Source organism: Maridesulfovibrio ferrireducens, from assembly GCF_900101105.1.
Taxonomy (GTDB): Bacteria; Desulfobacterota; Desulfovibrionia; order Desulfovibrionales; family Desulfovibrionaceae; genus Maridesulfovibrio; species Maridesulfovibrio ferrireducens.
Map to the genome: position 1 here is coordinate 92,229 of NZ_FNGA01000003.1, position 14,121 is coordinate 106,349.

The window sequence follows — 14,121 nt, forward strand, 5'->3', positions numbered from 1 at the left end:
GTGTTTGATGTATCTTACAGGTAAACCATGATTGTTGCTGAATTAGTCAGACAGCAAGGAGGAACACCAAGATGAGAAGATATGCGATATTTTTGGCGAGCCTGCTTTTAATTCTCTCCCTTGCGGGATGCGGAAAAAAAGTGACTCCGCAGCATATAGAAGACAATCCGGCCCATCATTATTTAATGGGCATGGAACTTATTGATCAGGGACAGCCTGATAAAGCTTTTGCCAGATTTGAAAGAGCTGTTGTTCTGGATGATGAATATGCACCTGCTATTGCCGGTAAAGCGCTTGTTTATGCTATGCGCGCCGAGGCTGAAAGTGACGACGGATATAAATCTGCTGATTCAGAAAGGGCTATCGATCAATTAGATAAAGCTGTTTCGGAAGCAGGGGATAAAGATACTAAATTCAGAGTCTATGTAACAGGGATCAGAGTTTACACTCACCTTGCAAGCAGAGGCTGGCTGAGCAGAGCGGAAGATCTTCATCATGATGCTAAAGCTATGGCGGAAGATGTTCAGGAAGATAATCTCATTTATTATAGAAACACGGAAGCTGTTGATTATTTTATGGGCGTAGCATTCTTCAAAGGCGGAGAATTCCGTAAGTCCGAAGATGCTCTCGGAGTTGTTCTGGCTGCGGCTCCCGGTAAGTGGCATGAAAAAGCCCGTGAACTTTCACGTCGCGTACAGAAAATTGTTCTTGCTATGCGCAATTACACTTTGACCGATGTGGCAAAGAAGATCGCCGTAAAGGAAACTGTGGACAGGGCTGATGTTGCTGCTCTTTTAGTGGATGAACTTCATCTGGACAGACTTTTCGCAGGGCGTATTCCTGTACTGGCTAACGGAATGAAGGCTGAATTTGTGCCTGCTGACGTTGTGAATCATATGTTTGAGCCTGAAATTATGACTGTTCTCAAGTGGAAGGTCAGAGGGCTTGAACCTGCATATGATCAGAAAAGTCAGGCATTTTTATTCTATCCAAACAAGGCTATGACTCGTAAGGAGTTGGCATTTGTATTGGAAGATGTTTTGATCAAATTGACTGGTGATGAATCTATGTCTTCACAGCATTTAGGGCAGAGCAAGTCTCTTTATCCTGACGTTTCTCCCACTGGTGCCTGGTACAATGCGATCGTCACCGTGGTTAACAGAAATTTGATGGAGACTGAGCTTTCCGGTGAATTCCGTCCGGATGCTAATATGGATGGGGCAGATCTCATTCTCTCCCTGATGCGTCTTCGCAACGTTATGAATATTTATTAGAGTGGAGGACATTATGAAAAAAACAGTACTTGCCTTGATAGCGATTTGCATGGTCGCAAGCTCCGCTTTTGCACAAGATAAAATTGTGGAAGTAGTGAATCCTGATCAGATTTTTGAGAAAGGGTATATTCAGGTTATCGGTGAATCCGAAGCCGGACAGAGCCGCTATAGAGCTAAACGCGCCGCTGAAGTTGTAGCCCAGAAAAGGTTGCTTGAAATTTTTCAGGGGCTGACACTCAGCGGTAAAACGACTGTTCGTGACGGAATGCTTTCCAGCGAAACTATCAAAACTAAAGTTCAGGGAACACTTCGCGGCGCGACTCCTTGCGGTGAAGCTTTTGATCGTACTGAAGGCTATGCCCGTGTTTGTCTTAGATTGAATCTGCACGGAAATGATTCCGTTTACAGTTCTTTTCAAGATATTATTCTTAAAAGTCCGAAAGAGTTGAAACTTCGCGAAATGCCGACGTTTGCTCCGACTAATATTCCTGCGGTTCTTCCGGTTCCGACTCCTGCTCCGGCTGAAAAGGTTGACGTTCCTGCTATGCAGACCACTCCTCCTGTTGCCGCAGAGATTCAGACTGCTATTGTCGTACCTGTTGACGGAATAATTGTGGATGTCCGCAATTTCGATTTCAAACCAGCTTTGGTTAACCGCATTCTTACTGAAAAAAATGAAGTGCTTTTCGATCCTTCCAAGGTTTTGAATCAGGTGCTTATCGAGAGAGGTTGCGGCGGATATACTACTGATTTGCAGAAAGCCAAGGCTTTGCTTGAATCATGGGGAAGTAAGTCTCCGCTGATTCTTAATGGCAAGACTGTTCAAAATGTTACTGACGCCGTTGTCAGTTCTGATGATGCCACAGCGGTTTTCGCTTATGACCAGAAGTACAATATACTTGCACAGGCTCGCGTGGTTTTTGTTCTTAAATAGAATTTGCGAACCTTATTGAAGGCGGTGATGCCGTGTTACGGAAAAAAGGATTACTTATTGCCGGATTGGTTGCGGCTATTATTTTAGCTGGTTCCATCGTGCTTGTCAGAGTCTATTTCGTTGACGCTGCGCAGAATTTGCTTTCAGAAATGACCGAAATGGGGGTTGTAATGGAGGATATTGAAATCCATTACAGCCCTTTGCCTTATCTTCTGGTTCATAATCTGGAAATTAACAATGGGACGGATTCAGTCCGTATACCCATGCTTGAGATTTACCCGGATATTCCAAGTTTGTTAGTTGGTAATATCAAGCTTCGTCATGTTATTTTGCAAGATCCTGACATTCAGACGGCCGCTCATCGCAGCGGTTCTGATTCTACCGGATTTGAAATGCCGGAATTTTTTCCAGCCCGGTTGGATGTTGTTTCCGGTAAGTTGCTTTTGACCAATGGATATCAAGGTACCCCTCTTACCGTTTCAGCCAGTATGGAGAAGGAAACCGGCGGTTTCTCTTTTAATGTAAGAAGCGCTTCTATCGCTGAACTCGGATTTAAGTTTTCCGGCAAGATGGATATGCTGTCCGCATCGCCTTTGAAGCTGGGGCTACAGGCAACAGAATGTTCAATTGATCCTGCGGCTTTTTTAGGATTCCTCACAGGATTCGGATATCTTGGCAACAGTACCATTCCTGAGCTTGCCGATGCCGGAAAGTTTGAAACACGTAATCTTGATTTCAACGTGGACAGTGCAATGGGCACCATGTCGTTTCAGGCTGGCGAGTTGGTTCTTGATCAGAGCAACGGGAAAAATCTTTCAGTAAATATCGGACAGGGTGGTTCATATCAAATTTCAATTGAAGAAATTCATATTGATGCCGGAGAATTATATTCTATGGCTCAAAAAAGTGAACGGGGACGTAATGCAACTCAGGCTCTGTGTGATTCTGCAAAGCTCAAATCAATAAAGCCTAAAGGGCAATTGATTTTAAAATCCGTTTCGCTTTCGTCTCCGGCTTCATCTGTAAACACTTCCCGTTCAGCAGGTCTTTCCGGTAAGATGACTGTTTCTGCTAAAGATTTGGCGTTAATTCTGGAATCCAGTGAAGGAAAGAAGCAGGAACTTAATATTTCCGACATTGATGCTGATATCGAGATTAAGGATGGAAAGCCTATTGTTTCTGTGCGGACATTTAATGTGGCCTCAGTTGCCGGTGGTGATTGTAATCTGCAAGCTTCATTTTCTTTTCCGTTCGAAATGCGGCAAGTCCGGTTTAAAGCCGAGGCCCGTGATTTCTCTCTTTTTGACTACATGATTACAGGTGATGCTGAAAAAAAAAGTCCTTTAAAAACGCTGTTTGACACTCAGCTGGTAAATAAAGGAACAAAAATTTCAGCTTCCGGATATTTCAATTCTCCTTACGATAAACGAGCCGGTCTTGAGGCTGTTTTATATTCTTTAAGCATTCGCAGTCCTGAACAAAACGATACTGACCCTGTTGATAAAAACTTTGATTTCAGCGTTCTGTTAGGTGGCACGCTGAACGGAAAAGCATCAATCCGCAGATTCTATTATAATGACTGGCCCTTTAGTGATGTTGCTGTTTATTTGCAAAGCGGAGCAACTAGAGCTGTTTTAAAAGCGAGTGGTAAACTTTTTCATCTCAATCTTAATGCTGATGCGGTTTTTTCAAAAGAAGAGTTGGCCGCGCAGTGCAGTGTTAAGGGTAGAGGCGACAGTCTTCCGAGTCTTATAGCCTGCTTTGCCGAGGACCTTTCTGTCTCGCTTCGTGGAAAAGTGTACCTTAACGCAAATGTTTTCGTGCAAGGAAAGAGGCCAAAAGAATTAGCCGAATCTGCGCAGGGAGACGGAACAATTTTGGTTGATGGTCTCCAAATTTTAAATTTAGCAAATATTGATCCGCGATTAGGTTTTTTTATTGATATACTTGATGCTGTTTCCAAAAAATCGGAAGCGGGTGAAGGGTTGAACTTCAATTCCGCGCGCGTTCGGGCTGCAATTTCAGGAAAGAAAGTCGTTATTGATTCTTTTTCACTTGAGGGCAATCTGTTGCAGGCTTGGGGTGACGGAACTTATTTTTTGAATGATAACCGTTTGAAGTTAGACGGAAAAGTTCGTTCACTGCTTGGAACTGTTAATACTGTTAATATCGACAGAAGGCTTAAGTCATAGAAGATATGAGTATAAAAAAGATTATTTTTATTTTGGTTCCGGTTCTCGTTGTAATGATGATGGCCGGATGTATTCCAACAAAAACTAAGCCTCAGTCCGTTCAATACACTGAAGAGGACGCAATTCCGTATAGAATTGCAATTCTGCCTGCGCAGTATATGACGCATTCTGAAAATTCTACAGTCCATAAATCTATATTGATTGTAGATGATGATAGAACCTTTGTGGCTGATATTGCCCGAAGTGCAATTTATAATCAGTTGGCAGGTAAAGGTTATTTACCTTTACAGAAAAGCGTTGTTGATAATGGTCTTTCCGGTCTCGGCAAAGATAGCGACTGGAAAACCATGAGCAGTGAGACGCTGTGTAAACTTCTGAACGCTGACGGCATTGTAATAATAAATATTTCAAGCGCGGATATGATTACAGCCGTGGCTTTTGATCTTTTTCAGTTGGACGCAGAGGTTGAAATAATTAATTCGGCTGACAAACTTGTCGGCAAGTGGAGCGAGAGTGCTTCCAAACGCAGAGTGTCTGTCCCGACGGGACTTTTTTCGCTTGCCGGAACGATTTTGGAAGAGGTTTTCGCTGATCCTGCCAGACGGCAGATGCGCATGGTTATTTATGACTGGGCTTGGAATCTGGCGCAGATGCTTCCTGATTGCCCTAAAGGACCGAAGCTTCCGCAAGTTGTTTCTGTTGATACTAACGTGGATAATAAACTTTTCGGTGTCGGCAAAAGAATTGCCGTGCGGGTTGATGCTGAACCGGGTCTAAAGTGTTCTTTTGATATCGGTGAATTTAAGAAAAAGATTCCGCTGTCTCAGACATCCGAAGGCATTTATGAAGGTTTTTATGTGGTTCATGAAGGTGATAAAGGGGTAGATGAAACTCTTTTGATCAGGATGCGGAAATCGAATGGCATAGAAAGGTTGTGGGTTGAAGCGGGGTCGCTTGTTACTGTTGATGGACAGCTGCCTCCTGTTCCTGAATTTGTCACAGGACGTGCAGGCAAAGAGGGTGTTGAAATTACATGGGAAGTTCCGAAGGCTGTAGATCTTGAAGATTTTGTGATTGAAAAGGGAATTGATCCGGTCGGCTTATTTGAAGTGGTCGGCAGAACGCAGGGTGTTTCTTTTCTCGATAGCGAAGTTTTGCAAGGGGGGACCGTTTATTACAGAGTTCGTACTATGGATCGGGCCGATAATTTGTCCGCGTCTGACGGTTTATTAAAAGTAGTCGTTCCGCAATTTGATGAGCGTGAACTTTTCGGGGAACTGAGAGGTATTTTGGTTAAAGGGAATTATTTGATAAAATTTCCTGTTTCTGTGCCGCAGGGCGCCAGTTTTACCATACTTCCCGGTACAAAAATTAAATTTAGTGATGGATCACGAATGGATGTTGCGGGTGAGCTTAATTCGCTCGGTGAAATTCGTTCTCCTGTAAAATTTGAATCAGCAAATACAGAAGGCATAAATGTGCTTTCAGGTGGTAGTGCTGTCCTTTCGCTTTGTGATTTTTCCGGTTTTTCAAGAGCCGTTACAAACGGTGGAGGATATTCCGAAATCAGATCTTCAAGTTTTAGCGGCGGCCGTGGCAGTGATAATGGCGGCGGTGAGTTCGCGGTGAAAGTTTCAAAGATGGGAAGGTATGATTTTACGGGATTGCGTATATCAGGTGTGAAAACCGGGATTATATTAAGTTCCGGTAACGGTTCAGTTGTTCGTTCAAGTATTAGTAATTGTACCACCGGACTTGAATTTAACGGTGGCAACAGTAATATTCGAGAAAATAATATTTTTGATAATGATATCAATATACTTTCACGTTCGAAGCTTGTGGTCGAAGAGAATTATTTCGGAACGGCTTCATCTGATAAAATGAAAGTGAACGGGGATGTGCTTGTTAAGTCTATACTGGATGCGCCATATCCTCACGGGCGCAAAATCGTATTGATTGATGATGAAACCATCACTCCGAAATTACTGGAAGAAAGATTCAGCAAGCTCAAAGCAGAGGGCGTGCTCTCTTTTCATAATCAGCAATACGGTGATGCTTATCAGAAGCTCGAACAGGCTTTAAAGATAAAAGATGATCGAGATATTTATCTCTATCTTTCTTATACACTGCTGGCCCTTGGTGACGATGTCCGGCTGACAGAAGTTCTGAGCGAAGGGCTTTCAAAGTTTCCGTATGATGTGCGGTTGCATCAGCTTTATGTGCGGCGATTACTTAATAAAGGCGAAATCGGGCAGGCCAGACAAGTTCTTGAAAAGGCTTTGACTCTCAGCCCGACAGACAGCAGCCTGCTTTATATGAAAGATTATCTGGATCATATTGGTGGTAAGAAAGGGGCTGAAAAACCTGAGGAAAAATGATGCAGGCAGAAGCAATCCGCTTTTTAATCTGTATTAGAAGAAGAGATATTATTATGAAAAAGTATAATTCAGTTTTATTTATATCTTTGCTTGCAGCAATTCTTTTTTGCGGTCCGGTATTGTCTGAATCAGCATCAGCCGCGTCCCGTATTCCGATGACTGCTCAGCAATATTCGCCTTCGGATTTGGAAGATCAGGTTCAGGCGCAGTGGCATATTAATTATGCCAGCTATCTTATTGATATAGGCAAATATTTTGAAGCTCTTGAGCAGTATGACACGGCTATTGATTATTCTCCGTTAGCTAAAACCCGCGCGCATGCCATGTTTGGTAAAGCAATGGTGCTTTCCACTTTTCTAGATGATCCTGAAAAAGCGGCTGAAATATATAAAGAGGTTGGTAAAAAGTATCCAGAGCAAGCCGAAACCTCTCTTTACCGGCTCGGCTTTCTTTATTATCAGATGAGTAAATACGAGCAGTCTCGCTCCGTATTCAAAGAGTACATAAAAAAATTCCCGGTGGGACGATTCAGGTATCAGGCGGAAGCTATAATTTCTACAATGAAGGAACCTGTTAAGCCTGAGCCTGAAGTTAAACCCGCTCCGGTCGGCGAAGAACCTGACCTCAGAGTTTGTCTCAGCCGCAGGGTTAATTCGATGACTGTGTCGGTCGGGACAAAAAATGATGAGATTTGCGCTGGGGAACTGGGGTGCGGTACTGAATATAAGGTTGGAATATCCGGTAATAAACTGGCTTTAAACGGTAGAAAAGTTACTGCTACACGAATTAAGTTTACTTCAAAAGTGCCGCTTAAGGTTGCTTACGGTAAAGAATCGAAAAAAGTTCGCGGAGTGGTCGATGTCAGTATACGACGTGGAAAATTGCTGATTTTAAATATTGTTTCAATTGAAGAATATTTGAAGTCTGTGGTCCCGGCAGAATCTTATGCCTCTTGGCCGGAAGAGACTCTCAAAGCTCAAGCCGTAGCGGCAAGAACTTATGCTTATTACCAGAAGCTTCATCGCACCCATCTTTTTTATGATGTCTATGCAGATACTTATGATCAGATGTACGCCGGTGTGGATCGTGAAGATAAGCGGACAAATAAGGCTGTTAAGGACACTCGCGGTCAGGTCGTTCTATATAAAAAGAAGCCTATCCTTTCACAATATACTGCTAACAGCGGCGGTTTCACCGCGGATTCTAAGGCTATTTTCGGTGCCGGTAAAAAATATCTTATTGCTCAGAAAGATCCGGCAAGTCTTAAAGGAAAGATGGCTTCATGGAACCGCAAGTTTAGATCCGGCGATATTGAAGCTAAGCTTAAAAAGATAGGTATTTCTGTTCCGGGGATACAGTCTATTGAAGCTCTGGAAAAAGGGCCGTCAGGAAGAATTATTAAAGTCAGGATTAAGTATAAAGGTGGTCAGAAAGATGTTCGCACACGCACTACCTTGGGAAGTTCCAGAGTTTTGTCATTGCCGGACATCCTTTTAAAGATTGAAAAGAAGAAAGACTACTATGTATTTACAGGTCATGGATGGGGACACGGTGTAGGGTATTCCCAGTGGGGAGCCGCCGAAATGGGCAAGAAAGACAAGTATAGTACTATTCTGGATTTTTATTATCCCGACACAGACCTTAAGCAGTTATGGTAAGTGTATTGATATTTTAGCTATTGAAAGGATGCAAAGGTTATAAATGACTAAAGTTGAAAGAATTGTGTGGATTATCTGTTTTGTTGTTACGCTGACGATTCTTGTTGGTATTATTGAAAGCCGTGCCGCTGCACAGGATATGAATGTAGATGTTATTACTGAGTTATCCTGCGGAAGGGCCGCTCAGGAATATATGGATTGCGAGGAGTATGAACTAGCGATATCTAATCTGGAAGCTTGTCTGCGGGTATATCCGCGTTCAGACTGGCTCTTCAGTTTGCTCGGCAGGGCGTATTATAAAATGGGAGATCTTGAGGCCGCAGAAACTCAGTTCAGACACGCTCTTGAGATTAATACCAATAATCTGGTTGCAAAACGGCTTATTCTGGAGATGCGTAAAACTCAGGATCTGCTTAAAGATAGAGAACTTTCCGAATGGGTGGGCATTGCCAAAGAAAGGGCCGCGGATCTCGTCACGCTTGTTGTAGGTGTCTGGCTGGGTATGTTACTTTCGGGGATTTCCGGCAGAGTTTATTCTCATTTTATGCGTACAAGTTTTCTAAAGGCTCTGAATAAAAAAGATTATGACTATGCCACAGATATTTTAGAAGACCTTATTGTGAATAGAAAGAAAGCTGAATTGAGAAAACGGTTGCGTGAGCTTTTGCAGAAATTCAGTCTGGATGAGTCCAAAGAATTAATTATCGAATATGTTGATGATCTGGAGATTGAAGAGAAGCTGGTTCATTTTCTTGTTCAGATTCATAAGAAATCAAAGATCAGTTAGCGTTATCTTCCAGTTTTTTAGCCTAGCCCTGCGCTGAATATCACAGCTTCTTTTATTGCTTGCTGCGAATTTTGTGCAACAGGATTGCTTATCGCAATATGGGCGACTATATGTCCGATTGTTGCCAGTTTTTTTTGTATCTCCGGTTCGGTTGCGGCTTTATGCACCGCTTCTATTAAATCACCCTGATTGGTTATTTCGAAACCAAGAGGAGCGAGAATGTTTTTAATAAATTCGATTCTGGCTATGCGTTCATCCGGGGTTCCTTCTCCGCCTTTAAATCTAAAGTGAATATGATTTTTTTCGATTTCAGGATCACAGACCGCATCTATTTCTGATAAATCTTTTTCTGATTTAAGTTTAATATTTAGATATGTTTTTGAGAGAATAGCATATCCGTCAACGGAGTTTTCCGCAGACCAGCCCGGTCTTTTGGAACCGAGTCCGAACCATAGTGCCCACATTGGAGATGACTTTATGTCATCGGGAGTTATTTCCATTTTTCCCGCAGCCGTGGTGAAAAGGCCGTCTTCTAGGTTCAGCACTGTCAGTGATATAGGCTGGCGCGCTGTGAGATGTTTTGCCCCGTCTAATCCAAGTCCTTCTTTACTAACCAGAGAAAACATTTCCGAAACGGCTTTTTCGTTGGCAAAGCGAACAAGGTCATACATTGATTTACTTTTTTCAGGCAAAAACATTTCCGTGTTTTTGGCAGAAATATTCAAGTCGGCAATATATTGTAAAGTTCGTTTCATGCGGTCCACAGCTCTTTTCCCACTATTGGGATAAGGTTCCGTGGATGTGATAAATACTTGGTTGCGAAGGTCTGTAATCCATTTACATTTTTGAGGTTCACCGAGCATTTCTTCTATTTGGTGTCCACTTGCAGCAATTGTTTTGGCAGAGTGGAGTGACAGAGATTGTTGTTCAGGATGCGAAAGCATGCGCTGTTTTTCTCGTCTTGAAAATATAAACGGGGAGGAGTCTTTCTCACTTAAAATTACGGAACATCCGATTTCTTGATCTGCCGGAGGAAGCGAGATTTCTGCGTTGTGCATCGTTTCGATTAAACCGGAATCCTGTGTGTTGATCTCTGGCTGAATAATTACCGCTACAGGAGTTTCTCTATTTGAATAGCCAAGCTTAATGCGCGCGTTTATGGATTCTGGTGAAAATTTACAGAGCACGGCCTTTTTCCAAGCGCTGACGATATCCTGCGGTTTTACATTTTGAACTTTGATACTGTTTTCAGGAAGTATGCAGGTTTTATCTTCGGGGGTAACACTGGCTGATAGAGTAAGTAAGTAGCCGCCTTTTGACGTTTCAAGCGCAGCAATTTCAAGTTCATTGGTTATTACGTCCGGCATTTGACCTTTCATAAAAAGTGAGGTTAGAGCCTCGGATGTGCTTTGTAATTGATCCGTTTCTGTGGTGGTTACCGACTCTAAAATATGATCAATATGTATTCTTAAGTCATTGGCTTCAATGAAGTAATTGTAAACACCCGAGCCTATAACTATTCCATCCAGAACCGGAATATCTGTCTCTGTTATTATGCGGGCAAGGTTTACGGCGTTTGCTCCAGCATGTGTGGCATGGGTTGTTGATTCTGAGAGGGGGATGGTAAACGGAACTGGAATTTCAGGGTCGGGCACGGTTACCGCCATGCGCACGTAAAAATTTATTTTGTTATAATAATCCATCAGATCCATAAAGCGTACTGGATTCATTGACTGTAATTGTTCAAGCATTAACTGAACTTTATTTCCAAGATCAATGGAAAGTTTTTCGATATTTGCCCAGTCTACTTCGCTCAGTCCGAATCCTATGTCTTCAATACGCGAGATTATGAAAAGACATTCTTCTTCAAGATCCATCAGCATTTTAAACGAATTATATCTTCTCCTGAGCAGTCTGCCCGGAGGGAAGGTTTCGTATGTCCAGTGATTAAAAAGTTGGCGAAATTTCATAATTATATACCGTTATTGATTAAACTGAACCTGTGTTCATGACTTGTTCTACTGCTGATATTGCATCCAGAGGCAGGACCACTTTGAAAAGAGTTCCAGGACCTGTATCATCCGGGGCATTTATTCCCGCAAGAATTGACTTTGGAAGAGGACTGATTGCCTCAATGCTCCCTCCGTGATCTTTTATTATCCCGAAAGAGACGGAAAGGCCAAGCCCTGTTCCTTTGCCGACAGGTTTTGTCGAATAGAATGGGTCGAAAATTGAGCCTATTTTTTGAGGCTCTACACCATGTCCCGTGTCAGCAAATAAAGCTGTGATGGTCATGGTTGATATATCTAAAATTGTTGTAATCTGGATAGAGCCCTGATCATCAATAGCTTCCATTGCGTTTGAAAGCAGATTCAGCCAAACCTGTTTAAGTTTTTCAGGGTCTCCGTGAATGATTGGAAAGCGATCATCAAGTTTTGTGCTTATTTCAATATGCTCAAGTTTAAATGTGTGACTGACGAGTTGGACAACTTCAAGAATAGAGTTGTTAAAACACATTTCGGTTTTTTCGCTTTCGGTCTGTCTGGAAAAACCGAGCAAGTCGGAAACAATTTTACGACAGACGCGAGCTTGTTTTTCGATAATTTTAAGATCTTTAGAAATCTGATCGTCTGGAGAGATGTCGTCTTGCAGAAGTTGCGCGTATCCAAGAATAATTCCGAGCGGTGTGTTTATTTCATGGGCAACACCACCAGCCAGTTTACCAACAGATTCCATCTTTTGGGACTGAATAAGCTGTGCCTGATAGCTTTTAAGTTCGGTAATTTCGCGAGACGTCGAGAGAACTCCGATAATTTTGCTGCTTTCAGAATATACAGGAACTCTAATTGTATGGAACCAGCGGACCGTGGAATAATTATCATCTTGTTCGCGGGTTTCTTTGTTAATTATCTTTCCGGTATTCAGAACTTTCCTAATTTCTTCAGTTCTTATTTGAGCTCCATGCTGAGAAAAAAGATCTTCGTCTTTTAGTCCTATAATCTCTTCTTCTGTTTTGCCTATGTGTTTGGCAAGAGGCTTGTTAACTGCCAGATAGGTATAAGCCGGGCCTATCAAAGAAATGTAGTCCGGTGAGACATTGATAATAGTTTTGAGAAGTTCCTTTTGTCTGGTCAGGTTTGTTTCGGTTATCTCAAGGTCTTCGATATGGCTTTCTAGGTTCATTGCCATTGCATCAAAGGTTTCGGTTAACTCTTGAATCTCATCACCTTTTAAATTTCTTTTAGAAGAGTTGTGATTGTTTTCGTGGGTAGATTCATTACTTATTTCCGGGCCGAGGTGTGTGCGGACAATATCAACGGCATGTTTTTGAAGAGTACCTAATCTGAATGTCATGCGCCTTGCGAAATGTGTGGAGGCTAAGACTGCAACAAGCAAAACTGCACCCGTGAGAGCAGAAATAGCAAAGATTAAATTTTGGACAACGCTTTGAATTCCGGCTCGGGATAGTCCTATGCGGACTGTTCCGAGGTTTTTTTCACTGATAAAGATAGGTGCTGCAAAATCATAAATTTTCTGCGAACCAGTATCGATCATTATCGCATTAATTTGTTTACCCGAAGAATTTGCCTCTCGGAGTTGTACGGGGAATCCTTCTCTGAAGGTGCTGGCAAGAACCCTTTCTCTATCATCCAGAATAAAAGCATAGATGATTTCGTCATCAGCTTCTTTTACTTCGTTAACCATTGATTCAAGTTGCAGAAGATCTGTTGAAAGCAGTGGGTCTTCGGCTCTGAGGGCTAGATTACCGGAAAGAACTTTGCCTCGTTTGCGGGTCTGATCGACGAGCGCTTCAGATGCCATACTGGTAACAAAAAGAGCAATAATCAGAGCTGTAAAAACGACAATTAAGGTTAATCCCAGATTTATTTTTGTGCGAAAGCGCAGACGTGAGAGAAAGATCATTCTTTAACCCTCCGTTCTTTTTTATGATAATTATTAAGCCCAAGTTCTTCTGTCAGAGTCCTGATGGAATTATAATCGTCGTCTTGCGCTGGGATAATTCCGCGTATTCCCGCCTGTTTGAGAATTTCTGCCTGTTCGGGATCGTTCATGGAAAGTTTGAACATGGCGTTTGCGATAAGCTCTTTTATATTGGGATCAAGATCTTTGCGGGCTGCGTAGACCCAGCCTGGGTAAGGTTTTGTTTCGGCTATAACTTTAATTTTTGAAATATTTACTTTGTCTTTGACGATATCAAGGGTGCCTTCACGGATTGACGCGAAATCGTATTTTCCTGCGTATACAGCAAGAACTGCTTTTTCCTGTTTTCCGCCCGGTCCGGCAGCGAAGGCTATTTCTTTAAAATCTGCGGCGGTTATTCCGTTATCCAGGAAAAGACCTAGAACGAAAAGGTAACCTCCGGCAGAAAGAGGATCAACAGCAATCCAGCTTTTGCCGATACAATCTTTCGTTTTGTGGATAAAGCGATTGTCCCGTCTTGCAATGATTTGTCCTCTGAAAGTGGGGCTGCCTGACGGTTCTATTATACGAGCGAAAGCCTCAGCTCCGCCGTTTGCTATCCGTATGTAAGTCACGGGGTTTGAAAAGGAGATATCAATATCGCCTTTTTCAACCATGCGGCGGTGTTCCTCAAACGTGTTAGGAAAAACCTGACGGATAGAAAGACCGGTTTCTTGGGAAAGGTATTCGATTAGTTTATTATGTCTCTGGTATGAAACTTTATGAGAATATTGGGGTAGATAGGCGTATGTTATGGCTGGTTCAGGTTCGGGTACTCTTATTTCTTCCCGCACAGACATATCGACTTTAACTATGTTTTCATCCAGACCCTGTCCGCGAAGATATAGTGCTATGCCAAGCAGTAACAGAACTGTGGGGATTAAAAACTTTAGTTTCAGCATTTTATTTCCTGTAAG

At 42.5% G+C, this 14,121-nt stretch carries 9 protein-coding genes; 6 read left to right on the forward strand and 3 right to left on the reverse strand.

Translation table 11 applies throughout. The features are described from left to right. Positions 1-71: 71 nt before the first annotated feature. From BLT41_RS09635 to BLT41_RS09660, 6 genes are read left to right on the forward strand one after another with little or no spacing between them, the layout of a single operon-like run. On the forward strand, positions 72-1,274 hold the full coding sequence (locus BLT41_RS09635; protein ID WP_092160615.1) for an S-layer homology domain-containing protein: 1,203 nt from the start codon (positions 72-74) through the stop codon (positions 1,272-1,274). A 13-nt stretch (positions 1,275-1,287) separates the two neighbouring features. After that, on the forward strand, positions 1,288-2,208 hold the full coding sequence (locus BLT41_RS09640) for a hypothetical protein (protein ID WP_092160617.1): 921 nt from the start codon (positions 1,288-1,290) through the stop codon (positions 2,206-2,208). 32 nt (positions 2,209-2,240) lie between these two features. After that, a complete protein-coding gene (locus BLT41_RS09645) occupies positions 2,241-4,400 on the forward strand; it encodes an AsmA family protein (protein ID WP_092160619.1) in 2,160 nt (719 codons plus the stop codon). Between the two features lie 5 nt (positions 4,401-4,405). Next, positions 4,406-6,778, forward strand: a complete 2,373-nt coding sequence (locus BLT41_RS09650) for a hypothetical protein (RefSeq protein WP_211477660.1) — start codon at positions 4,406-4,408, stop codon at positions 6,776-6,778. Positions 6,779-6,831: 53 nt separating this feature from the next. After that, positions 6,832-8,436 carry a SpoIID/LytB domain-containing protein gene (locus BLT41_RS09655; protein WP_244512241.1) on the forward strand — a complete coding sequence of 535 codons (1,605 nt, stop codon included), beginning with the start codon at positions 6,832-6,834 and terminating at the stop codon, positions 8,434-8,436. Positions 8,437-8,479: 43 nt separating this feature from the next. Further along, positions 8,480-9,223, forward strand: coding sequence for a tetratricopeptide repeat protein (locus BLT41_RS09660; protein ID WP_092160621.1), 744 nt, complete (start codon positions 8,480-8,482; stop codon positions 9,221-9,223). A gap of 17 nt (positions 9,224-9,240) precedes the next feature. On the opposite strand, the gene BLT41_RS09665 is transcribed toward BLT41_RS09660, so the two are convergent. The 3 genes from BLT41_RS09665 to BLT41_RS09675 are packed head-to-tail and all read right to left on the reverse strand — an operon-like array spanning position 9,241 to position 14,106. After that, positions 9,241-11,193 (reverse strand): PEP/pyruvate-binding domain-containing protein, encoded by a 1,953-nt coding sequence (locus BLT41_RS09665; RefSeq protein WP_092160623.1) that lies wholly within the window; start codon positions 11,191-11,193, stop codon positions 9,241-9,243. Positions 11,194-11,212: 19 nt separating this feature from the next. Continuing rightward, a complete protein-coding gene (locus BLT41_RS09670; protein ID WP_092160627.1) occupies positions 11,213-13,147 on the reverse strand; it encodes an ATP-binding protein in 1,935 nt (644 codons plus the stop codon). Then, positions 13,144-14,106, reverse strand: coding sequence for a phosphate/phosphite/phosphonate ABC transporter substrate-binding protein (locus BLT41_RS09675; protein WP_092160629.1), 963 nt, complete (start codon positions 14,104-14,106; stop codon positions 13,144-13,146). Before BLT41_RS09675 ends, BLT41_RS09670 begins: the two co-directional genes overlap by 4 nt. Positions 14,107-14,121 lie beyond the last annotated feature (15 nt).

What these genes read in the sequence shown, in the direction of transcription:
- BLT41_RS09635 (WP_092160615.1), top strand. Translation starts at nt 72, where the DNA reads ATGAGAAGATATGCGATATTTTTGGCGAGCCTGCTTTTAATTCTCTCC.
- BLT41_RS09640 (WP_092160617.1), top strand. Translation starts at nt 1,288, where the DNA reads ATGAAAAAAACAGTACTTGCCTTGATAGCGATTTGCATGGTCGCAAGC.
- BLT41_RS09650 (WP_211477660.1), top strand. Translation starts at nt 4,406, where the DNA reads ATGAGTATAAAAAAGATTATTTTTATTTTGGTTCCGGTTCTCGTTGTA.
- BLT41_RS09655 (WP_244512241.1), top strand. Translation starts at nt 6,832, where the DNA reads ATGAAAAAGTATAATTCAGTTTTATTTATATCTTTGCTTGCAGCAATT.
- BLT41_RS09660 (WP_092160621.1), top strand. Translation starts at nt 8,480, where the DNA reads ATGACTAAAGTTGAAAGAATTGTGTGGATTATCTGTTTTGTTGTTACG.
- BLT41_RS09665 (WP_092160623.1), bottom strand. Translation starts at nt 11,193, where the DNA reads ATGAAATTTCGCCAACTTTTTAATCACTGGACATACGAAACCTTCCCT.
- BLT41_RS09670 (WP_092160627.1), bottom strand. Translation starts at nt 13,147, where the DNA reads ATGATCTTTCTCTCACGTCTGCGCTTTCGCACAAAAATAAATCTGGGA.
- BLT41_RS09675 (WP_092160629.1), bottom strand. Translation starts at nt 14,106, where the DNA reads ATGCTGAAACTAAAGTTTTTAATCCCCACAGTTCTGTTACTGCTTGGC.